Below are 24,701 nucleotides of genomic sequence, written 5' to 3' on the forward strand. Positions count from 1 at the left end.
TTAAAAGTTAATAGTTAAAAAGTAAAAGTGGTAGGTTGTACACTTCGTTTTTAACTTTTAATTTTCAACTTTTAATTTTTAATTTTTAACTTTTAACTTTTAACTATTGATTGACTTACAGCTTGAATATCCGTTCCATTAATTTCCATTTTTCCTGCGACGTCGCTCCAGGCGCTGCTTTCTGGTATTTCGCCATGTGTGCTTCCCATTCTGCCTGGCGGGGTAGGGTAGCCAGCCGCGCATAATCCCGTTCCATATCAAAATCGTCCGTTGTGTCCATAATCATGAACAGACGGTTCCCGTCAATGTAAATCTGCATGTCGGTGATGCCCACTTCGCGGATACCCGCTTTCACTTCTTCCCACACGTGTGCATGTTCTGCCACGTAGGCCTCAATCAGCTCCTTGTCGTTGTAGAGCTCGAGTGTCTGGCAATATCTTTTCATTTGTGTGTTGGTTATTTCGTAATTCCCTGCAAAGTAAGCGAATTCTCTGCAGAAAAGCAAAAACTCCCGTTCCTTGGCTTTTTGTTGCCGTAGAAACGGGAGTCTGTGTATGGTTTTTTACACCGTCTGGTGGTTGATGCAAATCCCTTTCAGGTACCATTCATACAAGCGGTGGATACCCTCGTCGATTTCCACCTTGTGGTGCCATCCCAGGCTGTGCAGCTTGCTCACGTCCGTCAGCTTGCGCAGCGTGCCGTCCGGTTTGGACGCATCCCAGCGCAGTTCGCCCTTGAAGCCGATTTCCTTCATAATCTTTTCGGCCACTTCGCGGATGGACAGTTCCTTGCCCGTACCCACGTTGATGTGGCAGTTGCGGATTTCCGTGATACCGTCGGCGTTCTTCACCGAAGCGTCGTACGTCTGCTTGAAGTCCACATTCAGCAGTACGTGTACGCTGGCATCCGCCATTTCCTCGCTCCACAGGAACTCACGCAGCGGCTTTCCGGTACCCCAGAGGGTCACCGCTTCGGCTGCTATGCCGTAGTGCGCCAGCACCTCCGTAATGTCTTTCTCGTCCGATGTGCCGTCCACCACAAATTTCTCGCCGTTGCGCATTACGCTCACCGGACGCAGGCTGATGTCCTTGCGCACTGCTTCCCAGTCGCCCTCGTTCAGGCATTTGGCCAGGTAAATCTTGCGAATCATGGCCGGCAGCACATGGCTGTTCTCCAGATGGAAATTGTCGTTCGGACCATAGAGGTTCGTCGGCATCACCGCGATGTAGTTCGTGCCATACTGCAGGTTGAAACTCTCACACATCTTCAGTCCCGCAATTTTCGCGATGGCATACGGTTCGTTCGTATATTCCAGCGGAGAGGTGAGGAGCACCTCCTCCTTCATCGGCTGCGGTGCTTCGCGCGGATAGATACACGTACTTCCCAGGAACAGCAGCTTCTTCACCCCGTGACGGAAACTCTCGCCAATCACGTTCTGCTGAATCTGCAAGTTCTGGTAGATGAAGTCTGCCCGGTAGTGCAGGTTGGCCATGATGCCCCCCACGTGTGCGGCAGCTAGAATCACGGCATCTGGCTTTTCCTCATCAAAGAACGCCTTTACGGCCACTGGATCCAGCAGATCCAGTTCCTTGTGTGAACGTCCCACCAGGTTGTTATATCCTCTTTCCTTGAGGTTGTTCCAGATAGCAGAACCCACCAGTCCGTGGTGTCCCGCTACATATATCTTTGCTGATTTGTCCAACATAATCAAAAGCCTCCCTTTCTCAGTAGAAAAATCCCGTTTTTACGTTTAACTTTTACCTTTTAACTATTAACTTTTAACTATTTCACGATTCCCTTCTCCAGGTATTCTGCCAAGTTCGTGCGGATTTCTTCTCCTGCCTTTTCCACGGCCACTTTCGCCATATCCGCATCCACCATGATGTTGATTAGTTCCTCGAAAGAAGTCTTGGTTGGGTTCCAGCCTAGTTTAGCCTTCGCCTTGGTCGGGTCACCCCAGAGGTTCACCACGTCCGTCGGGCGGTAGAAGTCTTCGCTCACTTCCACCAGACACTTGCCGGTCGCCTTGTCATATCCCTTTTCGTCGATACCCTTACCCTTGAATTCCAACTCAATGCCTGCACGTTTGAAAGCAAGGTAGCAGAATTCACGCACACTGTGCTGTTCACCTGTGGCGATGACGAAATCTTCCGGCTGGCTGTTCTGCAGGATTAGCCACATACATTCCACGTAATCCTTGGCATACCCCCAGTCACGCAGCGAATCCAGGTTGCCCAGATACAGCTTCTCCTGCTTTCCCTGTGCGATGCGTGCCGCCGCCAGCGTAATCTTACGCGTCACGAACGTCTCCCCGCGGCGTTCTGATTCATGGTTGAACAGGATACCCGAGCAGCAGAACATGTGATACGCCTCGCGGTATTCCTTCACAATCCAGTAACCATACAGTTTGGCCACCGCATACGGGCTGTACGGATGAAACGGTGTGTTCTCGTTCTGCGGCACCTCTTCTACTTTTCCGTATAATTCAGAAGTAGACGCCTGATAAATGCGGCACGTGTCCGTTAGTCCGCACAGACGGACCGCCTCCAGTACACGCAGTACCCCCGTGGCATCCACGTTGGCCGTAAACTCCGGCGAGTCGAAGCTCACCTGCACATGGCTCTGTGCCGCCAGGTTGTATATTTCCGTCGGGCGCACCTTGCCCACTACCTGTAGCATACTCATGGAGTCCGTCAGGTCCGCATAATGCAGATGGAAGTTCGGTTTCCCCTCCAGATGCGCAATACGTTCGCGGAAGTCTACCGACGAGCGGCGGATGGTACCGTGTACGTCATATCCTTTTTCCAATAAAAACTCAGCCAGGAAGGAACCGTCCTGTCCTGTGATACCCGTGATTAGTGCTGTTTTTCTTTCCATGTTTATTTTTCGTTATAAAGTTATTTCCATGATAAATCTGTGACTGCAAATATCAGCTTTTTTCTTTGAATTTTCTTTTGAGTAGGTAGAAAATGAATGATAATAAATTAAGAACTCCCATTTATGTAGTTATTAAATACTACAAAAATGGGAGGCTTCTTTATATTGCATTTAATTTCTTACTGTTCATTTTTTAGCGTTATTAATCTCTTCTAAAGATATCTCGCGTATACACTTTGTCTTTCACGCTATCCAGACAAGCATCATATCGGTTGGCGATGATGGCATTGCTCTCTTTCTTGAACTCTTCCAGATTGTTTACCACTTTCGAACCAAAGAAAGTAGAACCGTCTTCCAGTGTCGGTTCATAGATGATTACCGTAGCACCTTTGGCCTTGATACGCTTCATTACTCCCTGAATACTGCTCTGGCGGAAGTTATCACTGTTTGACTTCATGGTCAAACGGTATACGCCAATTACGCACTGCTTTTCTGCTGCCGGACTATAGTCACCACGATTATAGTAGTCATAATATCCCGCTTTTTTCAGCACCTGGTCTGCAATGAAATCCTTACGTGTACGGTTACTTTCCACGATGGCCTGAATCAAGTTTTCCGGCACATCCTGATAGTTGGCCAGAAGCTGTTTGGTGTCTTTCGGCAGACAGTAACCACCGTATCCGAAACTCGGGTTATTGTAGTGCGTACCGATACGCGGGTCCAGACAGATACCCTGAATGATGGCCTGTGTGTCCAGTCCCTTCACTTCGGCATACGTATCCAATTCGTTGAAGTAGCTCACACGCAGTGCCAGATACGTGTTGGCAAACAGTTTCACCGCTTCTGCCTCTTTCAGACCCATGAACAGCGTGTCGATGTTTTCCTTGATGGCACCTTCTTGCAACAGGGTTGCAAATTCTTTGGCTTTTTCTTCCAGATGTTCTCCTGCGATGGCTTTGATAGCTTCGTTTTCTGCATCTCGTCCGTCAATGAATTTCGGATAGCCTACGATGATTCGGCTAGGGTAGAGGTTGTCATACAATGCCTTGCTCTCGCGCAGGAACTCCGGCGAGAACAACAAGTTGAATTTCTTTCCGGCGAGGGCAGGAGTGTTACGAAATTTTTCCGCATACTTCACGTACAGGCTCCGGCAATATCCCACCGGAATGGTACTCTTGATGACCATCACTGCATCCGGGTTTACTTCGAGTACTAAATCAATCACTTCCTCCACATGGCTCGTGTCGAAATAATTCTTCACGGGGTCATAGTTGGTCGGTGCTGCAATCACTACGAAATCTGCGTCTTTATAGGCTGTAGCTCCGTCCAGTGTAGCCGTCAGGTTCAGTTCCTTTTCTGCCAGATACTTTTCAATATAATCATCTTGTATCGGGCTGATACGATTATTGATTTTCTCTACCTTTTCAGGGATTACATCTACGGCTGTCACGTGGTGATGCTGTGATAATAAGGTGGCGATTGATAAACCGACATAGCCAGTTCCAGCTACGGCGATATTTACATTATTAAAACTATCCATAATTGTGAGTATTATAGTTCAATTACTTTATTTAGTGAATTTATAAGAGAAGGCGAAGCAATCTCACCAATTTCTTTTAAAGGTTTCAAATCATTTCGATTAATCAGTTCACTTAATTGAGCCTTATCGTATGCTGCATATACATACCCTAATTCATGCATGCGCATTGCTGTTGCCATCTGATGATCGTTACGATGTTCTTTTAGAGAGGCTAATCTTGGAACAATGATTATCGGTTTTTTTTGTTTTAGCGCCGAAATAATAGTACCCATACCTGCGTGTGCAATTATTAGTCTGGCTTTTTTAAAATATTGGTCGAACTCATCAGGCGGTAGAAAATCGACTGTTTTAATGTTCTGTGCTTGATAATTAGTTTGGATTGTTTGGCAAATGACTTCTTCTTCTGTATCCTTACACAATTCGTCAAGCATTTTTACAAACCTGTCAAATGGAGCTTGTGTTCCTATTGTTGCAAATATCATGTGTGTTTCTTTTTAGATTTAACCAATTACATTTCCCATGAATTGAACCTTTTCAGTTTCTAATTCTTTCCATTGAGTGTAAGTGTGAGTCGCAAATTTAGATGCCACACGCCCACATAGTGACAAATGATTCACATTGGCAATACTGTCTACCCAGATAGTTTTTTTTCTTAAGCAAAAGGCTGCAAATAAAACGATAAGCCCAGGAGCAGCTCCTGTAGTGATTATGACATCTGGTTTTTCTTGTCTTATTAATTTTAGGTCATGAAAAAAGGCCGGAAATAATTTATACCAGTTCCATCGGCTAAATTCTAATAATTTATGGAAGGTATGATTGGGTACCATTGTTGCACACTTTTCATGCGTAGATAGATATGATATTTCATATTTATTTTCTAGGCCCTTCATAATACGTAAGAGTTGTACCCAATGTCCTCCAATTGAAGCTACGGCTAATATTTTTTTCATTTTTTTGTTATAGTCAAAATCTCATTGATTAATTTTGAGATTGAAGCGTGTTTTTATTGTAAATTTTTTCTATCTTTTTACGAAATTGATAGAATATTATGTTATGTTAACTGTACAATTTCCCTTTGATAAATTTGAATATATTTTTGGGAAATGTGTATACTATGATATAAGTTAAAATACGTCTGAATTTTGATTGTTGATATTTATTTAATTCTCTACATTTTGTTTTATAGAATGATCTGTCGATGGATGTGTATGCCATGTTCCAAATATATCCTAATAGTTTTGGCCTTTTATTTTTGCACCATGCTTTATAAGCGCCTTCTGAGATTCCCCATTTATCGAAGTCTGACATCATATTTGGAACTCCAACAAACATATACAGCGGCCATTTTGCAGAAAAATCTCTATTTAAAGGGTTTCTTTGTATTTCCATTGGCAGATTAATATATAAGCATGATGTTTTTGCTTCTAATTTTTTTGTCCCCATCAAAATAATAGCTAAGAACTCATATCCGTAGTGGGATGGTGAAAAGTAATTTTTGCCTTTATTCCATGCATCTAATCTAAATACAATAGATGATATAAATCCTAAATCAATAGTAAAGCGATCTATTAATTGGGGCAAAGTAATTTGTAGAGTCATTGATTCATATTGAGTATTTTTTACTCCTAAATCTTTGATTCCATATATTGTATCTTTTCCATAGAGTCTATTAATATGAATGATTCCTATTGTTTCCTGTTCATTTAGGGTGTTAAGTAAATAGTCTATCAAAAATGGATATGGAAGGTCATCATCTCCCCATATAATGACATATTCACTAGTACACTTTTCTACAGAACGAATAATGCTTTCTCCAACTTCGGCATATTGATTATAATAATAATATTCAATAAAAGTATTTTCTTTGCACAAATTTTTCATGTAGGTGTCTGTATTATCGTTGCAGCAATTTGCACATACCACAAATTGGATATTTTCAATATTTCTTTTAATTTGTGGAAGAAATACTTCAATTGTCCGTCTTAAATATTCATAGCGATTGAGAGTTGGAATTACAATTGATAACTTTTTCATATCTTATAATTTATATGCTATTGTATCAGAGGGATCATACAACATATCTGTATATGCGAGAACAATAAATTTATCAGGACCTGTATTGATGAAGTCATGAGCAATATTATTAGGGACAAATACACTTTTTGCCTCTTCTAACGACATTGGGATTTCCAAACGCTCATGTGTTTTAATATCTTCTAAACGTAATGTTGCATTTCCTTCTATGACAGTGAACCATTCAACTGCCTTAGGGTGATAATGTCCTCCTTTTATTTCTCCGGGTAGTCCCATTGTTAAATATACTTCTCCTGTATGATTAGGTATATTTTCCTCTGTTCCTGTTATTGCTTTAAAAAACCATCCTCGTTCATCCTTAATGAGACGACGGGGAATTATTTTTATTTGATCTTTGAGCGTAGCCATTTTTAATATTTGTTGATTATGTCTTTTATTTTTGTTTTAGCTTCAAATCCAATAGCTTCCTTTAATTTATTTCCATTAAGTGCTAAAAATTTCATACCTACATCTGCTCTTTGAACAGTACCAAAACAATTCGTAGGTACACTTTTCCCCATACAGTGATGAATTAAAGTGACTATTTCTTTTACAGTTAATGTTTCTTTACCTTCTATGTTATAGATTCCATTGGGGAGCTTCTTATTAACTGCAAGGTGGATGAGGCGAGGAACTTCGTTTACGTAAATATATTGCCGTGTTTGATCTCCTGCTGTAAAATGGAGTTCTTCATTGTTTTTGATAGCATTAATAGTATATGGTATAAGGCGAAGTGGGTTCTCTTTTTCACCGTATATTGTAGGAATTATGAAATGCCAATGTGTAAATTCATGTTTGTAGGAGCTTATGAAGCGTGTAAGCATCCGTTTTGAAACAGCGTAGTCATTGGGGGCTTCACACAATGAGGTTATAATATCTTCTTCGGTGAATGATTTTTGTTCTTTAGTTTGACCCATTTCAAATACTGACCCAAATGATACAAATATTCCTTTATAGCCATTTACCTTAAGATCATCACATAGATTGACAGGTACTGTCACATTTAAGGCATATACTATATAGGCGCTTTCATGAAGATTACTTTGGATACCGGCACCTGAGGCATAAATTATTATATCAGATTTTAACAGTTCTGAATAGTCTATTTTGTCAGATAAAAGATTTATCTGATAAAAATGGTTATATTCATGTCCTTGAGGAGCATCCAAACCATACATATCAAGATTCCATTTTTGCTCGTTGCAATATTTTGCCATTGCAACAGAGAGGAAACCATTTGTTCCTATTATAGATATTTTCATTTTTTCCCGTAATTAATATATTTTGATATTTGTTCTATACACATTCCGTATATATCATCCGTTTCACGATATTTTTTATACCATTCAACGACAAGTTCTATGCATTGCTCTATGTTCATTCTAGGTTCCCATCCTAGTTTGACCTGAGCTTTTGTGATGTCAAGCATTAGTAACTTGGCTTCGTGTAAAGCATTAGGATCGCTTATGTCATGTAATTCTCCAGAGCCATAGTTCTTGATGACTAAGGAGGCTACATCCCATACAGAAGTTACGCTTTCCATTCGAGGTCCAAAGTTCCATCCTTCACAATATTGAGTTGGTGATTCCCACATTTTCATTGCTAACAACATATAGCCACTAAGCGGTTCAAGTACATGTTGCCAAGGGCGGATGGAGTAAGGAGACCGAATATTAATGGGATTATTTGATTCAAGAGCTTTTATACAGTCGGGAATAATTCTATCTAATGCCCAATCTCCACCTCCAATTACATTTCCAGCTCTAACACTTGCAAGACTTTTACCATGCTTTTCATATTGTTCAGGATTAAAAAAACTACGTCTCCATGAACTAATTGCTATTTCACAACATCCCTTTGAAGAACTATAAGGGTCATATCCTCCCATTGGTTCATTCTCTCGATACCCCCATATTTGTTCTTTATTTTCATAACATTTATCTGTTGTAATCATAATGCCAACCTTTACACTTTCAGTACTTCGAATGGCTTCCATTATGTGGATAGTTCCCATAACATTTGTTTCATAGGTTTCTACAGGGATATCGTAGCTAAGTCGTACTAATGGTTGGGCTGCCAAATGAAATACTATTTCAGGTTGGTATTGTTTGAATATTTCTTTTATTTTTTCTCCATTACGAATGTCTGCTCGAATATCTGCTTTTATTCGTTTCCCGATTCCTGAAAGTACATAATTATCTCGTTCTGTAAAAGGTTCGTTTGCAACACCAATTACTTCTGCTCCTAGTTCGTGCAGCCAAATAGAAAGCCATGAACCTTTAAAACCTGTATGTCCAGTTACAAGTACCCGTTTCCCCTGAAAGAAATTATTGAATATATCTACCATGATTGACGATTTTAGTTTCTTGAAGACTAGCAAGAATAAATATTTTTATATAAGAAAAATAGATGATATTTAGTTTTTACCAGATTTTCCATGGAGCATTATTCTCACTCCACATTTTTTCTAAATCCATGTTGTCTTTAAGCATGTCCATAGGCTTCCAGAAACCTGTATGTTTATAAGCATGCATATCTCCTTTTGCTGCTATATTTTGTAAAGGTTCACGCTCAAACATAATAGGATCCGCATTTTCAGGAAGATAATTAAATATGCTTGGTTCACATACAAAGAATCCAGCATTTATCCAGTTACCTTCTCCATCTGGTTTTTCTTCAAATGAAAGAACTGTGTTTGTCTTAGGGTCAATGTGGACAGACCCAAATCTACCAGCTGGTTTATATACAGTCATTGATAATGCTTTCCCGCTTTCATTATGTGCTTTGATTGTATCTTGGATGTTCAGGTCTGCTACTCCATCACCATAAGTTAGACAAAATTGTTCATTTTCAATATATTTTTGAATCCTTTTAAGTCTTCCAGCTGTCATTGTATTTAGTCCTGTGTCTACCATCGTAACTTTCCAGTTTTCTGAATGGTTTTCTAAAAGTTGAACAGAATTGTTTGACAAATCAACTGTTACATCTGTATTGTGCAAAAAATAATTCATAAAATATTCTTTTATGACATACCCTTTATAGCCACAACAAATTATAAATTCATTTATTCCATAAGATGAATAAATTTTCATAATATGCCAAAGTATAGGTTTACCTCCTATTTCAATCATAGGTTTAGGCATATACTGTGTTTTTTCACTAAAGCGTGTACCAAGACCGCCTGCAAAGATTACTGCTTTCATATTGCTGTTAATTTATTTAGAACGTGAACCTGTAATTATTCTTAAAAATTGGGGGCATATCTTATTTAAAATAGAATATGCTATGTATGAGAATAGTATGGTAAATAAGACAAAAAAGAAAGGTAAAAAATAAAGGATGAAATTTGAATCTATTTCTATTACTTTAAAGAATCCACCTATCATGTAACCCATAAAAGGTTCATGAAAAACATAAATAAAAAATGAAGCAACGGCTATTTTATATAGCCATTTAAGATTATATATTTTTATTGCTCTATAAAGAATAGTATATAACATTATGGAATTTGGTATAATGAAATAATTCATGGCCAAATTATATTGAATATTATATATGTAACATAATATTACGATTATAAAACTTAGTAACCAGATAATAACTAATTTTAAAAAAGGTAATGAATTATTGATGCGTTGAAATATATTATATGAAGGGACTATTGAAAAATAAGCTCCAGATATAAAAAAGAATAGGCCGGTACTAGATATCCCGCTACTATAAAAAGGATAAAATAAATAAATAATACCAATAAATAATATAAGCCATTGTTTGAATAATTTTATCAGATAAGATATTAAAGGGGTTAATAAAACCATAACAATCAAATCTCTTAAAAACCAAAGTGTTGATAATATTGGTGCTCCGTCTCTAATATCCCAAAACATTCTTATATAATCGATAACTGTAAAATCGGCAATATATTTTAGTTTAGTACCTGTAAAATAATGTTCTAATCCTAATATGACTTGTAGAAAAAATGGAATAAAGAAGCTGCTGAAAACGGTTGATATCCGTTCACCCAAAACGGTGATATCCGTTCACTTTTCATACTCTTTACCTATGGCGATGCAAATTTATTGATTTTCGTCTGTAACGTTGCAGTTTTGATGTCTTTTTTGACGTAAACTGCTGCCTTGTAGCTCGAAGCGCACACTTGTGTGTACCAACCTGTCTAATATTGCATCAGCTGCAGTCGTGTTGCCTTTCATCACATCGTACCAGTTGGCAACCGGCAGTTGTGATATGATGATCGTAGCTTTTTGTCCATGGCGGTCTTCTATAATCTCCATAAAGTCAAGTAACTGTTGTCCGTCAAGAACTTTCATGCCGAAGTCGTCCAGTATAAGCAGGTCAGTCTGTGCCAGCTTGGCGAAGAAACGATGCAGGGTACTGGATATACGGGCAAGGCTTATTTCCTCGAAGAGCCTGTACAGGTTATAATAAGCAACCTTATATCCGTTCATGCAGGCCTGATGACCAAACGCTGTACCCAACCAGCTTTTACCGGTACCGGCAGCACCCGTAATAAGTATGGATACCCCGTTTTTCACATAGTCACAAGTGGCGAGATTAAGCACTTTCTGCTTGTCCACGCCACGCTTGCTGTCATAGATAACTTCGCTTATGGATGCCTGATAACGGAAGTGTGCTTTTTTTATCAGACGGGCATTCCGGCTTTGATTCCGGTTATCCAGTTCAGCCTGTATAAGCAGTTGCAGACCGTCTTTCAAGGAGAGCGACTCTGCCTGTCGCGTCTCCTGCATGGTAGCCCAGTAATGGGCCATTCCAGGCATCTTAAGGTTTCTTAGAGCATTGATAATTTCATCCATCGTTATTTGTTTTGAGTGTTAGAAGTCTGTCATTTGAACTGTGCTTTTCCACGGATATTACAGTGCTGCGGAGGAGCAAAGGAAGATGAAGGTTGCCCCACACCGGCACACTTGCTCTCTACCAGTAAACGGATAAAGCGATAGTTGCATCTGTCTACATTCAGGGCTGCCTCGCAGGCTTTTTGGAAAACGACCGGATCACTGCTCCTTTGCAGGTTTAGAAGCCCGTCGCAGGTCTTGTAATGAGTCTCCGGAGGCATTGTGGAAGAATAAAATATGCGGCGGATTACATCTCCCAGTATGCCGGATGCACGCTCGGCACGCTCTATGTATGATTTTGCACTCATCCCTCTGTATTCCCGGGAATTGCTTGCAAGATGCTCCTTTACGATAGTATACTTTCCCCTGTTGTAATCACGTAGGTGAGTGGCTACAAGCTCACCGTCCACATATACTTTTACCAGTGTGCGTGTATATGCGACATGTGCGGTTTTGGATATATACTGATACGGTACTGTATAATAGTGCTGGTCACGTCCAAGATAGATACAGCAGTTGGTTGACACCTTCAAATCGGTATATGACACAATCTCAAAATCTCTGTCAGGCAGTGGCATAAGATTTGGCTTGTCTACGGCAAGGAACCGTTCCTCACGCGTGTAAGGATGCTTTTGCATGCGTTTCTGGTTGTGCGCTTTCATTTTGAGTGAGGCTGCCCGGTTAAGCTCTTCCAGTGAATGGAAGGTTTCATTGCGGAGTTCGGCAAACACACGCATATAGACAAGCCTCACGGTCCCTTCCACGTTGCTTTTATCTTTTGGGTGTGCGGGACGTGCCGGTATGATGACCGTGCCATAATGATTGGCCATATCCTCCATTACACGGTTAAGCGAAGGCTCATATCTGTCTGTCTTGACAACGGCAGCTTTAAGGTTGTCAGGGACAAGCATCTTTGGTACGCCGCCAAGATGTTTCAGGCACTGCGTTATGGCATATACAAAGTCTTCTGTACGCTGTGAACGTACGAAGAGGATATAACCGTAGTCGCTTGCAGGCAGAGTGGCTACAAAAGCCTGACACTGGACGACCTCACCGGTTTCCATGTCAACGTATCCCATAGTATCACCGGCAAAATCGAGGAAAAGCTTTTCGCCGCCCGTACGCATGTCGGCAAGTATGGTGGATGGCGACTCCTTCCTGGCCTCTGTGTTCTGATTGTAATGAAAACGGAACTGTGTCAGGCTGTAGTGGTCATCCGGATGCTCATTACGGTATTCCTCCCAAAGCAGCTTCAGCGTGACATGCTTGCGCTTCATCTCCTCCTGAAGATATGGAAGAAGGGCTTTGAATGTTTCAAAACGCTTGTCGCTATATGCAGGATTGCCGCCCTTGAGACGGTGCTCAAGAATGGGATCATCCAACCTGATAAGTTCATCAAGGCTCAGGCTGTCAGCGTTGACCTTGTTCATGTAGTTGTTCACTGTCTCCTTGTTCATGCCGATTATATCGGCAGCCTTGCGGTTGGAGATTCCGCTCTTCTTTAGTAGAAGAAGTTGTTTGATCTGGCTCATATTCTTACTTTTTCCTGCCATAGTCGTATTGTATGAAGATTGTTTTCTGCATACAAGATACGGGAAAAGAGTAGCAAGTGAACGGACATGCTCCGTTTTTTATGCAGGCATTGTCGTTTCTGTGAGAAGGTGAACGGATATGCTCCGTTTTTCGAATGTAAACAACTGATTATTGTATCATTACATTCTTATCTCTGAACGGATATACTCCGATTTCTGTATACTAAAACGGACATTTTATCGTAATCCAAAACCACTGAACGGATATGCTCCGTTTTTTATGGCGTTTTGTGGCGTTTTTAGCTGAAATGAACGGATATACTCCGTTTTTCAGGCACTTTTCAAGGCCAATTTAGCGGTAAAACTGGATGGATTAAGCCGTTCAGAGTGGGTGGGGATGCTCCGTTTTCGGCAGAAGCCCCATAAAGTCCAAAATATATAGGGGATAAATAGTGTTCTAAATCGAGATTTAAGTTTGTTTTTAAAAGTATCTTTTTTTAAAAAGAAAAGGAAACCACTTAAGAAGAAAAAGATAGGTACTGCATTTTGTACTAAAATTCTTGTGGTTATTTGCATCCATAAATCAAATGATTCTGTATTTATAGATGATGGTAAGTATTTTCTGAAATCAGCATGAATAAAGATTACTAATAATATGGATAAACCCTTTAGTAATGTTATACTTTTGCTTTCATCTTGTGATAATTTTATAGCCATAAATAGTCAGTATTAACTTTGATAAATATTTGACTTTCAATAAGAGTTATAACTGATATGTGAGTTTAATCTAATTTATAAGAATTTCTTTGGAGAAATTTAAAGTAATATGTCATTATTATTTCTTGTTTAAATAAAAACTAAATAATCTGATTAGTATGGTATAAAGGTGAAGTTTAGCGAGTATGAAAAAGATTTGATGCTTTAAAGGAAGATGCTTATATGGATAAGTTTGAAATAGTTTTTCAACCTCAGGTTTCGTAATTATTTCTTTTATGTTGTTTTTAGCTTCTTTATATCCTATTTGGGGAATATATCTTACTTCCTGGGTTATACACGCACGAATTTTAAGTAGAAATTGACGATCTAGTCTTGTTTGGAATTCTAATTGAGTGAATCCGAGATTTTCTAATTTATTTTGTTGCACTTGGTATAAAAATCTTTCTTTGTCAAAGCGGTCTTTACGATAAGTCCGAGTTAATGAGGCTCCATTATCACAATAATAATAATATGCTTGAGGAATCATTCCAACACAATTGCAATGAGGTAGAAAATCTATGTGCCACATTATATCTTCAGCGATGTATATTCGTTCTGAAACAAATTGTAAATGGTAGTTAGTAATGATTTTTCTAGAATATATACCTCTCCATACCGACATTAATAGTTTAACATCTGAGTGATAAAAAGGGGGGGGACCTATCATATCTAATAAAACATCTTTAATTTCATTTTTTCCTTTATGCAAGATATATTCATCGTTTTCAATAATTTTCTTTATATTATTATCCTCTTTATATATGTTGTAGTTACAGTAGACAACATCACATGCGTTCTCTTTTGCGTATTCATAAAGATCCTTGAACATGTTGTTATCTACATAATCATCGGAATCAATGAAGGCGACATATTCACCTATTGCAATCTCCAAACCGCTATTACGGGCAAAACCAAGACCTGCATTTTTTTTATGGATTACTTTAATTATGTTGCTATATTGTTTTTTATAGTTATCACAGATTTGAGCGCAATTATCAGTTGAGCCGTCATCGACGAGAATGATTTCATAATCGTTGATAGTTTGATTTAGTAGCGTATTTAAACAACGTTCTAAATATTTCTCAACATTGTAGACTGGGACTATGATTGATAATTTCATTTTATGATTTTTTTTATAAACTTGATTGCTCTTTCGATTGTATGGAAAATGGTAGGATTCTTGTAGAATAAATTGCTAATGCTTCTGTATAATTGGGATGATAACAATTCTATATCTGAGCCTGATATTAATTTTATTTGGGTTGCAAAAGGTTTAGATTTAGGGTTATCAATTAAATCATTAATTGAAGTGGATAACTCACCCTTTTCTTTTATTTCCTGAAAGATTGCAGACTTGATAAAGGTATAAGGTGGAGTGTCGTTTTTTCTGTTATAGGAAGATGCATAGTAATGGATTATTTTTGCGTCTAGGAGAAAAGGTATTCCATTTTCCAATATCTGACAGTTCCATTCCCCACCTAATTCCTCTATTAATTGTTTTTCTGCGTTTGTTTTCCCAAAGGCTGGTTGATCATAGTGGAACCCATTCTTGATAGAATTTAACCATTCTTGATGCCATTTCTTATAGAAATTATGACTTTTAATTGTGTCTTTTACGAAGATGACGCCACTATTAAAATAAATGAAATTCTTGTCAACTATTTTCCAGCCTATTTTTTTTGCAAGTTGAGTGATAAATCTATTTTGTTGTAATTCATTGAAAGCAAGATGATAGTCTTTTACTGCTGCTATATCTACTTTTAAATTATCTAACTCTTCTAATGAAGAGGTTATAATTGTATCAGAGTCAATAAAAAGAAAATCTCCTATAATATATTCTCTTAAAGATGTTTTGAGAAAACGAGACCTCTGAACTTTTGTAAAGTTAAGTGGTACATCTATAGCAATAATTTGTGTTATATATTTTAATATATAAGCTCGTTTTCCTGTTATAGTATCATTCGTTTTTTGGTCAACAACGAGAATTACCTGAACATCTGGATTATGTTTTCGCAGTGAGCATATTGATACAAATGTTTGTTCTAAATATACATCATTGTTGTCACTTGTTAAAACGTATACGACTTGTGTCTTCATAAGGATTTCTATTGCTTGTTAAAATAATAGATGATAAGCCTAAAATTAATAAGGAATAGGGGCGTATTCCTGTCATGATTGTAGACAAGAAAAATGCTAAATATAATAATGTAGTTAAAATCTTATAATTGGAGTGACTCCAAAAGAAACTATATAAACAAAGAATTAATATAATATATAAAATTAATCCGATTATACCTTCCTCTGTTAATTTTAGCAATATTAAACTTTCAAATCCCAATAAGTCGGGATGAACATGTCCGTTTTGTATAGAATAAAACTCACGATATCCTTTTCCTTCGCCAAATAATATATCGTTTCTAATCTCATAAAAAGCAGCATCTAACTGGTTAGTTCGCATATCCATAGTAGAACCCGTTGTGTGATTTGATTCTTTCCAAAATGTAATGTTTGAAACAATAGTGTCATAGATATTGTCTGTTCTTATCTGGTATTTTAATGGGAGAAATGCATAAATAACAACGAATAAACATCCTGTGGCTAAAATATATTTAAATAAGTTCGTGGATTGTTTGTTCATTTTGTTTATTGCAAATATGGTAATAATGATGATGAAAGGAAATAGGGCACCACGAGTTCCTGAGAGAACAATAAAAAAGAATAAACATGTTGCATATATCCAGTTCCCTTTTTTGTTTGCTAAGAAAATAGGTGTTAAGAGTAGGTAATATTGGCCTAATGATAATGGATGTCCAAAGATTGATTGTATTCTCATTGAAAATGCACCTCTTTCCGAATTTATCATATCTGTAAAAGCGTCATTAAGTCCTAACATAGAATAAAGCATATTTCCAGCAGGGTTGAAATGTAAAATCATTTCAAAAGTTATAGAATATATAAAATTAAAAATAAGCATAATTTTTATGCACCTTATAAGTCTGGAATACAATGTTAAATCTTTATAGGATTGGGATAGTACGATAATAATAAACAGAATTTGGACAATTTCCGCAATAAAATATGAGGTTTGCATTTTAATTGGTACTTTCTCAGAGTTCAATATTATGAATACTGAACAGAAAATATATATAATTAGTATATATCTGTATTTTCTTGTAAGCAGTATAACCCTCTTTCTATCTCCTTTATTGAGTAAGAACGAAATCGTAACAATTAAGAATGGAAGGTACTGGATAGGGAAACCTGCTCCAAGTCCTGGAATTTGTATAGATTGTATAGTAAACGGAATAATAAACAATGATGAAAAACAATATAGAATTGCCTTATTCATATTCCCTTTTATACAATGGAATAATATTATGATGTTAAATAAGGCTAAAAATATAACGATGAGGTTATACATATTGAATTAGTGGGATATTTTTTTTGACAATAACATAAAGATAGATTTCAAATCTATTTGTTTTGTTATAGCATTAAATAATAGAAAATGTGTTAAGGCAATAATTGACATTATACTAAAATCGAGTATGTTTGATTCAAATTGTACCAATCTAGTGTATAACATCAATATTATTGTAAGAATAATTGAAGATATAAATGGATAAATGCAACTTTTAAGTAATGGGGTTACACTTGCCTTTAAAACCAGCTTGTACAATATAAAATAAGAATTTATGGTGTTTATTAATAATGTGATATTCCAAGCCCATGCTATTGCTTCAATTTGATCATAAAATAGAGCTGTAAGAATAAAACCTATAATTGTACATGTAGAATTACATAAACCTCCATAGAATAGAAACTTTGTTTTGCCTGATGCCTGATAAATAGCTCCGATAGTTGAAAGTACCATTTGTAATGGTAGAGAAAGTGAGAGTATTTTAAAAACTGGAACAGCCTGTTCCCAATTATCGCCAAAAACAATATAAATAATATCACTTCCAGCAAAATACAAATATGCCCCCATTGGGAAACTTATTAACGCAATAAATCTAATAATTTTGTTATATTTATCAGCTAATGCATTAAAATCATTTTGAAGGGATGTTAAGATTGGATGCATTACTGGAGTTACAACATTTGTAATATTATTTAAAGGGAGTAACATTAGGCGGTAAGACTTTTCATAATAACCTAAATCTTGCATACTATAAAATTTCCCAATGATAAGTTTGTCTAGATTTCTTGAGAAATAATTAATGAAGTTGAATAAGAATTGGTATGCTGAATATGAGAATATTTTATTTAAGCATTGCTTAGTAAAGCCTTGAAAGAAGTTTAATTTGTATTGCCTATAATAAATAATAAATATACTCATTGTAGAGAATATGGGTGAAATTAGTAGAGAATAAAGCCCAAGTCCGTAAAATGCAGATACAATTGAAACAACTCCACATATTGCTTGTACCGTTAATGTCACTTTTGCAGCATATTTAAATCTCTTATTTTTGTGTATTAGTGCATTAGGGACTATGTTAAACGACGCAAATAGCAAGTTAAATGATAACAATTGGCATATTGTGATTAAAATATCACTTTTATAAAAATGGCCAATAGGATATGATAGAATAGCAAATATAAAGGCTAGAACTATTCCTATAACAATTGTGAAAGAAAAAATCTGATTAATATCGTTTTTAGTTAGATTCTGATTTTGAATAATAGCCGCTCCTACTCCCATATCGGTAAATAGGTTAAAGAAAGCTATAACTATTGTAGCTATGGCTACAATACCAAAATCTTCAGGAGTCAGAAGTCTCGCTAGAACGCCAGTTATAACAAGTTGAAAAAATAAACCTGAATATTTCTGTATAGCGGTCCAAAAAACGCCATTTACCATTTCTTTTCTTAAGGACATAAAATATTATTTAAGATGATTGTATAAATTATATTTTTCAAACACATTTTTGAATTGTACATCATTTAGGCATAGTTCTTTTGTATTTATATTACAAAGTCCTATATCTTGTACTGAATTGTTTATTAAATAGTCTGTTCCATTATTGGTATTTGTTTGAATTCTCTTTGAAAGGATATTTGATTTTACTGCCATGGCCTTAAACCATATATCATCAGCGAATTGGCAAATATCCATGAATACTTTTTTGTTAAATACTTCATTATCAAAAATCTTTGGTGGAAATAATGTCCCAGCGCCGGTTGTTGGGAAATTTAAAATATTAGGGGCTGTATCAGCGCACTCAAATTCCCATTCATTATACTTCATTACGACTCCATCATTATTTAGACGAATGCGGTGATGCCTTGCGCAATAAATAAATGCAGGATCCTCTAAATATGCTGATATTAATTTTTCAAGGAGATTAAAATCATATAATAAATCGTCATCTATTGTTATGATTGCATCATTAGGATATTGTTGTAATGCAGGTATTAATTTCTTATATGATTTTAAGTCTTCACAATATTTAATTTCTAGCCCTTTTTCTTGTAAGTATTTTAATGACTGGGGAAGTCTTTTCCCTTCAAAACTATAATCTAGCCATAATATGATTTTATTTGCTTTTAATGTTTGCTCCATTATAGATTCAATAGTTAAATGGACATCATTGATACGTTTGCCATAGGTTGTTAATGAAACTATAATGTCGTGATTACAATATTTATAATTGGTTATACCTGGTTGTTTGTTAAAAAGAATATTTTGTTCTAATATATTTCTCTTGTTATTAAATTCTAGATTATTAATTATATGCTTAAGCTTCTTAATTTCGTTTATCTTTTCTGCTATTTTTTTCATATTTTAAAAAATTATATTCTGGCTATCGAATAATACTACTATGCATTTGAATTTTCTTAATTCTGTATTTATTGGGAACTGAAATTTTTTATTGAGTTTTACTTTTTCTTTTTTTCATTTTCGAGGCCATAACCATATCCGTATCCATATCCATATCCGTACCCTTTTCCGTAGCCGTATTTCTTACCATAGCCATAACCATAGCTGTTTTTACGCTTACTCATATCAATACCATTGATGACAGTAGCCAGTTTCGGGAACTTATGTTCGTTCTTCAATACATTGATGTATTCATAACCGGCTTTCGGGGTGACATCAGCACGGCAGACATAGACGCACATATCGGCTACACGGCCAATGATGGCGGTATCGGTTACCATACCAATCGGAGCGGTATCGAGAATCACGTAATCGTAACGGGATTTCAGCTGGTCGATGGCGTGTACCAGGACATCACGGGCTACCAGCTCGGTCGGGTTAGGAGGTACGGGGCCACCGGGCAGGATATCCAGGTTCGGGCTGATGTCGGAACGCTGAATCATGTCGAACAGGTTCACATTGTCGGGGTCGCTCAGGTAGTTGGTGATACCTTCGGCGCGGCGGCTCAGATTGAACACCTTGTTCAAACCGGGCTTACGGATATCCATACCGACTACAATCACTTTCTTGCCCAGAAAGGCAAGGCTGACGGCGGTGTTTCCGGCCACAAAGGATTTTCCTTCTCCCGGCTGGGTAGAAGAGAAGAGTACTACTTTGTCGTCTTTGCCCAACATAAAGAGCAGATTGGTACGCAGGCCGCGGAAGGTTTCTTCCATAATGTCGTTCTTGTTTTCGTGAATCACAATGGCACCTTTTTCAGGAGTAGCACATTTGGGCAGTTCGGCCAGAATGCCTACACTGGTGATGCGTTCCACATCCTCGCGGTTCTCAATCTTGTATTTCAACAAATCGCGCAGGTACACAAAACCTACTGGAATGCCTAAACCAATGATAAGGGCGGCCAAGGCAATCATTTTCTTTTTGGGAGAAACGGGATATTTATCCGGAAGGGCTTCTTCAATAATGCGTCCGTTGGTCGCAGTGGCTGCCAGGGTAATGGCATTTTCTTCCCGCTTCTGTAACAGCATGATATAAAGCTGGGCTTTGATTTCCTGCTGGCGGGCGATGCTCAAAAATTCCTTTTCCTGCTGGGGCGCACTGCTGATGCGGCCTTCATACTTCCGTGCTTGGCGTTCCAAATCGGCCTTCGTGATTTGAAGTCCTTTCAAGACACTGGCTACGGTGGTCTGTACATTGTGGCGGGTGGCCTCAATGCCCGTATTCATATTGACTACTGCCGGGTTGGTTTCGGAAGAAGTGAGCAACAAGCGTTTGCGCTCAATTAGCATGGAGTTGTATTGGTCAATCAGTTTACTTAGGTCCTGATCCTGCAAGCCCACATTGGCAGGAATGACCTCGTGGGCATTGGCGGGATTGTTGATATACTCGCGCAAAAATTCTACCAGCCGGATTTGGGTCTGGTTTTCAATCCGCATTTGTTCGTATTTGGAGTTTTCCTGCAATGCCAGTTGGGCATCGCTGGTCAAATCGGTCAAACCAGATTTCTGCTTAAAGTCGGCCAGCTGGGTTTCGGTGGTTCCCAATTCTTGGTTGATAATGTTAATACGGTCTTCAATAAATTCCGCCGACTTCATCGCTACCTCATTTTTTTCATCATTGGCATCCTGATTGTAGAAAGCTACCAGGCAGTTGATGAAATCCACAGCACGTTGGCGACTAGTGTTTTTGACTGCCATTTGGGCAATGGTAGTAGTTTTAGAGGTAGATTCTACACTCAAATTCTCTCCATACGCTTTAGCTACGGCAGTAGGAGAATTGATATAGGAAATCAATTGTAGGTCGCCATCGTTTCCTTTTCGCCATTCGGTAAGTATTGAATCTTTTACCGTTACACTTATTACGCCCACAGGGGTAGGGAAAACTGCTGGCAGTTTTTCGAAATTCTTCTCAATTTCTGCTTCTTCTTCATTGAGCGTGTATTCTGCTTTGGCTTTTAGATGATTGTCTGGTGTATAAGTAAGATGTAATTTAATACTTCCCTCTAATTTGTCAGCTTCTTCAGGTGACATATAGACTTCCAAGGGGGAAGTTTTGTAAAGAGGCGTATTGTAACCAAAGAAGCGTTTTTCACCTGTAGAAATATATAGTCCCAAGTGGGTGACTACTTTCTTAATAAGGGTGCGCGATTTCATGATTTCCACTTCGTTGTCGAAATTGTTGCTCATGGAGAAGCCGCCCATGCTTTGCAGAGCTTCCATAGCGCTTCCCGCAGCACCCATGGACCGGTTACGGGAGTCTTCTTCCTTAATCAGTACGCTGGCAGTCACATTATAGACCGGAGCCTGATAACGGAGGTACACAAAGGCCAGTACTACACAGACAATTACACTGACCACAAACCAAGGCCAGTAGGCCAGGTATTTGAAAATAAGTTCGTAGAGGTTGAAAGGTTTTTCTTCCGGATTCTCCGGAGTAAGATTATTGGAGGTTGTTTGTTCAGTCATAACAGAAATTTCTATAAGAAGTTTGAGAATGGGTTAGCGGAGAATGTTGACCAGCAAGCTGGCGATGGATACCAGAATGGAGGTGGCTGAAATCACCGTGGTGGTGGTGTTACCGATGTCGGAGTTCTTGGCCTTGGTCTTGTTCGGAGTGACATAGAGGATGTCGTTCTGCCGCAGGTAGAAGTAGGGCGACAGCACCAAGTCGCTCTTGGTCAGGTCGAGTTCCTTGATTTCGCGCTTGCCGTCGGCGTCCTCGCGAATCAGCTTTACGTTGGTGCGCACACCATACACGGTCATGTCGCCCGCCATGGCCAGGGCTTCCAGCACGTTCACCTTTTCGTTGCTCACGGTGAAGGTACCCGGGCGGGTCACTTCTCCCAGCACGGAAATCTTGTAGTTGGCCATACGCACCGTCACGATGGGAGCCTCTTTCAAGTACGAAGTCAGTTTTTCGCGAATCAGGTCTTCCGCCTGGTTCTTGGTGAGTCCGCCCACCTTCAGGCGGCCCAGCACGGGGAAGTCAATTTCACCCTTGTTGTTCACCAGATACTGCTGGAGGCTGGGCTGGGTGGTGGTGCTAATGTTTGTAAGGGCGGCGTTCATTGGGGTCTGCACCGTCAGGTTGAACGGGGCGGATGCCTGCGGGTCGGTGGTGTTGATGGTAATGCTCAACAGGTCCTTCGGCATGATCTTGGCATCGTAGAGCGGAATCTCTTTTCCGTAGTTGTTTACCACTTCAGGGTCTTGCAGATAGGGCACTTTCTTGTAGGAAGTGCAACCGGCTGTCAGGGTCAAGGCCACTGCCAGGCAGGCAATTTTGTGTAATCTCATATTCGCTTGTGTAACTAATTTGTTTTTTAATGATGATGTATAGGCGGCTGTGGGGCGTGCTTCGCCGTTACCTGTCCCAGTTGGCTTGGTCCGGGAAGGGTAATCCACAGTGTTTATAATAACCCTGCAAAAATAGCGTTTATTTCTATCTCCCGCAACGTTTCTTGACACTTTTCTGCTTCTTTTTTGATGGCGGGACAAAAAATGACGGATTTTTGATAAAATGACCTGAAAATTACCTTCAAACGCCCTTGCGTTTCGGTGAAAACGCACTTGCGTTTGGGGTAAAACGCCCTTGTGTTTCGATGAAAACGCACTTGCGTTTGGGGTAAAACGTCCTTGCGTTTTCGGGCGGAGCGGTCCGGCGGACGAAAAAAATCGGCGGATTTGACAAAGAAAGTGGATAAAAAGTTTGTCTATTTGGCCGAAAATGAGTAAATTTAAAGCATAATCAAAAGCTAAAAAATATGAATCGGATGCAACAGAATGTAAGAAAGGAGGCCGGCGCGGAAGAGGAAGCGGGCTTCTGTCTGCGGGTGTACCGCAAAAACGAACTGGCGCGGCTCTATTTCCCGCAGGCGGACAAAAAGGGGGCTTTGCAGGGATTGTCGCGCTGGATAAAACATTGCGCGGAACTGGAAAAAGCGCTCGAAGCGGCGGGCTACGACAAAAACCGGAAGTTTTATCTCAAGCCGGAAGTGGCGCTCATCGTAAAATTTTTAGGCGAGCCGTGAAAAAGTCGCGGAGCGGCTTTTACGGCCTTTCTCTCAAAATTTCCGGACTTTTAAAGGGTGGGAGTTAATTAATATAATAATGGAGGGCGCGGGACCCTGTGAGCAAACCCTGACCCAAAATTTGTTAATTCGTAAGTTAATGCCTTGTGGGTTAGTGAGTTGGGTGGTGCGGACTTTTTTGCGAACCCTTGCAGGTTTTTCCGGCGGGAAAAACGGGGCCCCGGAGGCGGCGGAGCTCCCTTGTCCTAAAGTAAAATTTTTCTTGAAAAAAACTGGAAAAATATTTTCATATTAGAAAAAGTTTGTCAATCTTTGCAAGCGCAAACGGAAATCAACTGGTTTCCGGTATGCATGAAAGTGTTTCATAAAAACGCTTTCTGAGTTCGAAGTATAACTGATTGTCTTTCTGGACGTGTCGTTTTGTGACATAAATCCGGCAAAAGAAAAACACAGCACATTTCGATATTAGGCTTATCTATGCTCTAATTTAAATAAAATAACATGAAAATTATTAAAACTTTGTACTCGAAGTTCACGAGAATCGGAACGGAGGGTTATCTGGTGGTGCCAAGGGCTTTGTTGAATGAAGTACTCAACGTGGATGGACCGTTCACGCTGCCTCAGGCTTATTTGTATCTGTTTGTACGTAGCGCATTCTGCGACCAGCCGAAGGAGGGGTTGAAGAGGGGGCAGCTGAAGTTTACCGCGAGCGAACTGGCGGAGTGTTTCCAATGGTCGCCGTGGCTGGTGAGGCGGTTCCTCTACAACCTGCGCAGAATGGGAGTGGTGGAGCTGGACATGGTGCCGGGCGTGAAGTCGATAATGACGATGAATTTCTACGATGCGCTGACCGGGGGCAAGGGTGAGCCGCTCACCACGGAGGAACGGAGGGACTGCCATGCGTTCTGGAAGCAGTATTACGGGCTGCTCGACCGGAAGGCGTCGGACTTTTATGCCACTACCCTGGAATGGGGGCGGCTGACGGAGAAGGAACGGCGGATGGCGATGAAGAACATGGTGGATTATTTCCGCTCGCTGAACGACATCCAGTATGTGAAATCTGCGCCGAATTATTTGAAATACAAGGCGTTTTTGATGCCGGAAGATATTGATGACTATTTAAAAACCAATAAGAAATAAG

At 39.1% G+C, this 24,701-nt stretch carries 24 protein-coding genes; 2 read left to right on the top strand and 22 right to left on the bottom strand.

Translation table 11 applies throughout. The features are described from left to right. Positions 1-115 precede the first annotated feature (115 nt). The 22 genes from BQ7480_RS07600 to BQ7480_RS07710 all read right to left on the bottom strand — a co-directional run bounded on the left by BQ7480_RS07600 (position 116) and on the right by BQ7480_RS07710 (position 22,826). On the bottom strand, positions 116-445 hold the full coding sequence (locus tag BQ7480_RS07600) for an L-rhamnose mutarotase (protein ID WP_022353168.1): 330 nt from the start codon (positions 443-445) through the stop codon (positions 116-118). A gap of 117 nt (positions 446-562) precedes the next feature. Further along, positions 563-1,705, bottom strand: a complete 1,143-nt coding sequence (locus BQ7480_RS07605; protein WP_022354100.1) for a GDP-L-fucose synthase family protein — start codon at positions 1,703-1,705, stop codon at positions 563-565. Between the two features lie 77 nt (positions 1,706-1,782). Continuing rightward, a complete protein-coding gene (gene gmd, locus BQ7480_RS07610; RefSeq protein WP_072542378.1) occupies positions 1,783-2,877 on the bottom strand; it encodes a GDP-mannose 4,6-dehydratase in 1,095 nt (364 codons plus the stop codon). 202 nt (positions 2,878-3,079) lie between these two features. After that, a complete protein-coding gene (locus BQ7480_RS07615) occupies positions 3,080-4,417 on the bottom strand; it encodes a nucleotide sugar dehydrogenase (RefSeq protein ID WP_072542379.1) in 1,338 nt (445 codons plus the stop codon). A gap of 11 nt (positions 4,418-4,428) precedes the next feature. Further along, positions 4,429-4,899, bottom strand: coding sequence for a PssE/Cps14G family polysaccharide biosynthesis glycosyltransferase (gene pssE / locus BQ7480_RS07620; RefSeq protein WP_072542380.1), 471 nt, complete (start codon positions 4,897-4,899; stop codon positions 4,429-4,431). An 18-nt stretch (positions 4,900-4,917) separates the two neighbouring features. Continuing rightward, positions 4,918-5,367, bottom strand: coding sequence for a glycosyltransferase family protein (locus BQ7480_RS07625; protein ID WP_072542381.1), 450 nt, complete (start codon positions 5,365-5,367; stop codon positions 4,918-4,920). A 106-nt stretch (positions 5,368-5,473) separates the two neighbouring features. Continuing rightward, positions 5,474-6,451 carry a glycosyltransferase family 2 protein gene (locus BQ7480_RS07630; protein WP_072542382.1) on the bottom strand — a complete coding sequence of 326 codons (978 nt, stop codon included), beginning with the start codon at positions 6,449-6,451 and terminating at the stop codon, positions 5,474-5,476. Between the two features lie 3 nt (positions 6,452-6,454). After that, the gene (locus BQ7480_RS07635; RefSeq protein WP_072542383.1) at positions 6,455-6,859 is read right to left on the bottom strand and encodes a polysaccharide biosynthesis C-terminal domain-containing protein; all 405 of its coding nucleotides are present in this window, start codon (positions 6,857-6,859) and stop codon (positions 6,455-6,457) included. A 2-nt stretch (positions 6,860-6,861) separates the two neighbouring features. Beyond that, on the bottom strand, positions 6,862-7,752 hold the full coding sequence (locus tag BQ7480_RS07640) for an NAD-dependent epimerase/dehydratase family protein (RefSeq protein WP_072542384.1): 891 nt from the start codon (positions 7,750-7,752) through the stop codon (positions 6,862-6,864). Then, a complete protein-coding gene (gene rfbG, locus BQ7480_RS07645) occupies positions 7,749-8,837 on the bottom strand; it encodes a CDP-glucose 4,6-dehydratase (protein WP_072543950.1) in 1,089 nt (362 codons plus the stop codon). The genes BQ7480_RS07640 and rfbG overlap by 4 nt, the downstream gene beginning before the upstream one ends. Positions 8,838-8,913: 76 nt before the next feature. Further along, positions 8,914-9,693: a glucose-1-phosphate cytidylyltransferase gene (rfbF, locus tag BQ7480_RS07650; RefSeq protein WP_072542385.1), complete on the bottom strand. Its 780-nt coding sequence runs from the start codon at positions 9,691-9,693 to the stop codon at positions 8,914-8,916. A gap of 12 nt (positions 9,694-9,705) precedes the next feature. Further along, positions 9,706-10,515, bottom strand: coding sequence for an acyltransferase family protein (locus BQ7480_RS18015; RefSeq protein ID WP_210436327.1), 810 nt, complete (start codon positions 10,513-10,515; stop codon positions 9,706-9,708). Between the two features lie 51 nt (positions 10,516-10,566). After that, positions 10,567-11,322: an IS21-like element helper ATPase IstB gene (gene istB / locus BQ7480_RS07660; RefSeq protein WP_072541451.1), complete on the bottom strand. Its 756-nt coding sequence runs from the start codon at positions 11,320-11,322 to the stop codon at positions 10,567-10,569. A 29-nt stretch (positions 11,323-11,351) separates the two neighbouring features. Then, positions 11,352-12,914, bottom strand: a complete 1,563-nt coding sequence (gene istA / locus BQ7480_RS07665; RefSeq protein ID WP_072542387.1) for an IS21 family transposase — start codon at positions 12,912-12,914, stop codon at positions 11,352-11,354. 309 nt (positions 12,915-13,223) lie between these two features. Further along, positions 13,224-13,610, bottom strand: coding sequence for an acyltransferase family protein (locus BQ7480_RS07670; RefSeq protein WP_072542388.1), 387 nt, complete (start codon positions 13,608-13,610; stop codon positions 13,224-13,226). A 118-nt stretch (positions 13,611-13,728) separates the two neighbouring features. Further along, entirely contained in the window at positions 13,729-14,769 is a 1,041-nt protein-coding gene (locus BQ7480_RS07675) for a glycosyltransferase (protein WP_072542389.1), read from the bottom strand. Beyond that, positions 14,766-15,746: a glycosyltransferase gene (locus BQ7480_RS07680; protein ID WP_072542390.1), complete on the bottom strand. Its 981-nt coding sequence runs from the start codon at positions 15,744-15,746 to the stop codon at positions 14,766-14,768. Before BQ7480_RS07680 ends, BQ7480_RS07675 begins: the two co-directional genes overlap by 4 nt. Then, positions 15,712-16,623, bottom strand: a complete 912-nt coding sequence (locus tag BQ7480_RS07685; RefSeq protein ID WP_139255739.1) for an O-antigen ligase family protein — start codon at positions 16,621-16,623, stop codon at positions 15,712-15,714. The genes BQ7480_RS07680 and BQ7480_RS07685 overlap by 35 nt, the downstream gene beginning before the upstream one ends. Before the next feature lie 453 nt (positions 16,624-17,076). After that, positions 17,077-18,528: a lipopolysaccharide biosynthesis protein gene (locus tag BQ7480_RS07695; RefSeq protein ID WP_072542393.1), complete on the bottom strand. Its 1,452-nt coding sequence runs from the start codon at positions 18,526-18,528 to the stop codon at positions 17,077-17,079. A gap of 6 nt (positions 18,529-18,534) precedes the next feature. Then, positions 18,535-19,431, bottom strand: a complete 897-nt coding sequence (locus BQ7480_RS07700) for a glycosyltransferase (RefSeq protein ID WP_072542394.1) — start codon at positions 19,429-19,431, stop codon at positions 18,535-18,537. Positions 19,432-19,529: 98 nt separating this feature from the next. Beyond that, positions 19,530-21,995: a GumC family protein gene (locus BQ7480_RS07705; RefSeq protein WP_072542395.1), complete on the bottom strand. Its 2,466-nt coding sequence runs from the start codon at positions 21,993-21,995 to the stop codon at positions 19,530-19,532. 33 nt (positions 21,996-22,028) lie between these two features. Next, the gene (locus tag BQ7480_RS07710; protein WP_072542396.1) at positions 22,029-22,826 is read right to left on the bottom strand and encodes a polysaccharide biosynthesis/export family protein; all 798 of its coding nucleotides are present in this window, start codon (positions 22,824-22,826) and stop codon (positions 22,029-22,031) included. A 467-nt stretch (positions 22,827-23,293) separates the two neighbouring features. On the opposite strand from BQ7480_RS07710, the gene BQ7480_RS07715 reads away from it, so the two are divergent. Beyond that, a complete protein-coding gene (locus BQ7480_RS07715) occupies positions 23,294-23,560 on the top strand; it encodes a DUF4248 domain-containing protein (RefSeq protein WP_083581783.1) in 267 nt (88 codons plus the stop codon). A gap of 501 nt (positions 23,561-24,061) precedes the next feature. After that, positions 24,062-24,700, top strand: coding sequence for a hypothetical protein (locus BQ7480_RS07725; protein WP_072542399.1), 639 nt, complete (start codon positions 24,062-24,064; stop codon positions 24,698-24,700). Position 24,701 lies beyond the last annotated feature (1 nt).

Source organism: Bacteroides mediterraneensis (assembly GCF_900128455.1).
Taxonomy (GTDB): Bacteria; Bacteroidota; Bacteroidia; order Bacteroidales; family Bacteroidaceae; genus Phocaeicola; species Phocaeicola mediterraneensis.

What these genes read in the sequence shown, in the direction of transcription:
- BQ7480_RS07705 (WP_072542395.1), bottom strand. Translation starts at nt 21,995, where the DNA reads ATGACTGAACAAACAACCTCCAATAATCTTACTCCGGAGAATCCGGAA.
- istA (WP_072542387.1), bottom strand. Translation starts at nt 12,914, where the DNA reads ATGGCAGGAAAAAGTAAGAATATGAGCCAGATCAAACAACTTCTTCTA.
- pssE (WP_072542380.1), bottom strand. Translation starts at nt 4,899, where the DNA reads ATGATATTTGCAACAATAGGAACACAAGCTCCATTTGACAGGTTTGTA.
- BQ7480_RS07625 (WP_072542381.1), bottom strand. Translation starts at nt 5,367, where the DNA reads ATGAAAAAAATATTAGCCGTAGCTTCAATTGGAGGACATTGGGTACAA.
- BQ7480_RS07615 (WP_072542379.1), bottom strand. Translation starts at nt 4,417, where the DNA reads ATGGATAGTTTTAATAATGTAAATATCGCCGTAGCTGGAACTGGCTAT.
- BQ7480_RS07635 (WP_072542383.1), bottom strand. Translation starts at nt 6,859, where the DNA reads ATGGCTACGCTCAAAGATCAAATAAAAATAATTCCCCGTCGTCTCATT.
- istB (WP_072541451.1), bottom strand. Translation starts at nt 11,322, where the DNA reads ATGGATGAAATTATCAATGCTCTAAGAAACCTTAAGATGCCTGGAATG.
- BQ7480_RS07725 (WP_072542399.1), top strand. Translation starts at nt 24,062, where the DNA reads ATGAAAATTATTAAAACTTTGTACTCGAAGTTCACGAGAATCGGAACG.
- rfbF (WP_072542385.1), bottom strand. Translation starts at nt 9,693, where the DNA reads ATGAAAGCAGTAATCTTTGCAGGCGGTCTTGGTACACGCTTTAGTGAA.
- BQ7480_RS07675 (WP_072542389.1), bottom strand. Translation starts at nt 14,769, where the DNA reads ATGAAATTATCAATCATAGTCCCAGTCTACAATGTTGAGAAATATTTA.
- BQ7480_RS07670 (WP_072542388.1), bottom strand. Translation starts at nt 13,610, where the DNA reads ATGGCTATAAAATTATCACAAGATGAAAGCAAAAGTATAACATTACTA.
- BQ7480_RS07710 (WP_072542396.1), bottom strand. Translation starts at nt 22,826, where the DNA reads ATGAGATTACACAAAATTGCCTGCCTGGCAGTGGCCTTGACCCTGACA.
- BQ7480_RS07680 (WP_072542390.1), bottom strand. Translation starts at nt 15,746, where the DNA reads ATGAAGACACAAGTCGTATACGTTTTAACAAGTGACAACAATGATGTA.
- rfbG (WP_072543950.1), bottom strand. Translation starts at nt 8,837, where the DNA reads ATGGTAGATATATTCAATAATTTCTTTCAGGGGAAACGGGTACTTGTA.
- gmd (WP_072542378.1), bottom strand. Translation starts at nt 2,877, where the DNA reads ATGGAAAGAAAAACAGCACTAATCACGGGTATCACAGGACAGGACGGT.
- BQ7480_RS07685 (WP_139255739.1), bottom strand. Translation starts at nt 16,623, where the DNA reads ATGCTTATTTTTAATTTTATATATTCTATAACTTTTGAAATGATTTTA.
- BQ7480_RS07640 (WP_072542384.1), bottom strand. Translation starts at nt 7,752, where the DNA reads ATGAAAATATCTATAATAGGAACAAATGGTTTCCTCTCTGTTGCAATG.
- BQ7480_RS07695 (WP_072542393.1), bottom strand. Translation starts at nt 18,528, where the DNA reads ATGTCCTTAAGAAAAGAAATGGTAAATGGCGTTTTTTGGACCGCTATA.
- BQ7480_RS07715 (WP_083581783.1), top strand. Translation starts at nt 23,294, where the DNA reads ATGAATCGGATGCAACAGAATGTAAGAAAGGAGGCCGGCGCGGAAGAG.
- BQ7480_RS07600 (WP_022353168.1), bottom strand. Translation starts at nt 445, where the DNA reads ATGAAAAGATATTGCCAGACACTCGAGCTCTACAACGACAAGGAGCTG.
- BQ7480_RS07700 (WP_072542394.1), bottom strand. Translation starts at nt 19,431, where the DNA reads ATGAAAAAAATAGCAGAAAAGATAAACGAAATTAAGAAGCTTAAGCAT.
- BQ7480_RS07605 (WP_022354100.1), bottom strand. Translation starts at nt 1,705, where the DNA reads ATGTTGGACAAATCAGCAAAGATATATGTAGCGGGACACCACGGACTG.
- BQ7480_RS07630 (WP_072542382.1), bottom strand. Translation starts at nt 6,451, where the DNA reads ATGAAAAAGTTATCAATTGTAATTCCAACTCTCAATCGCTATGAATAT.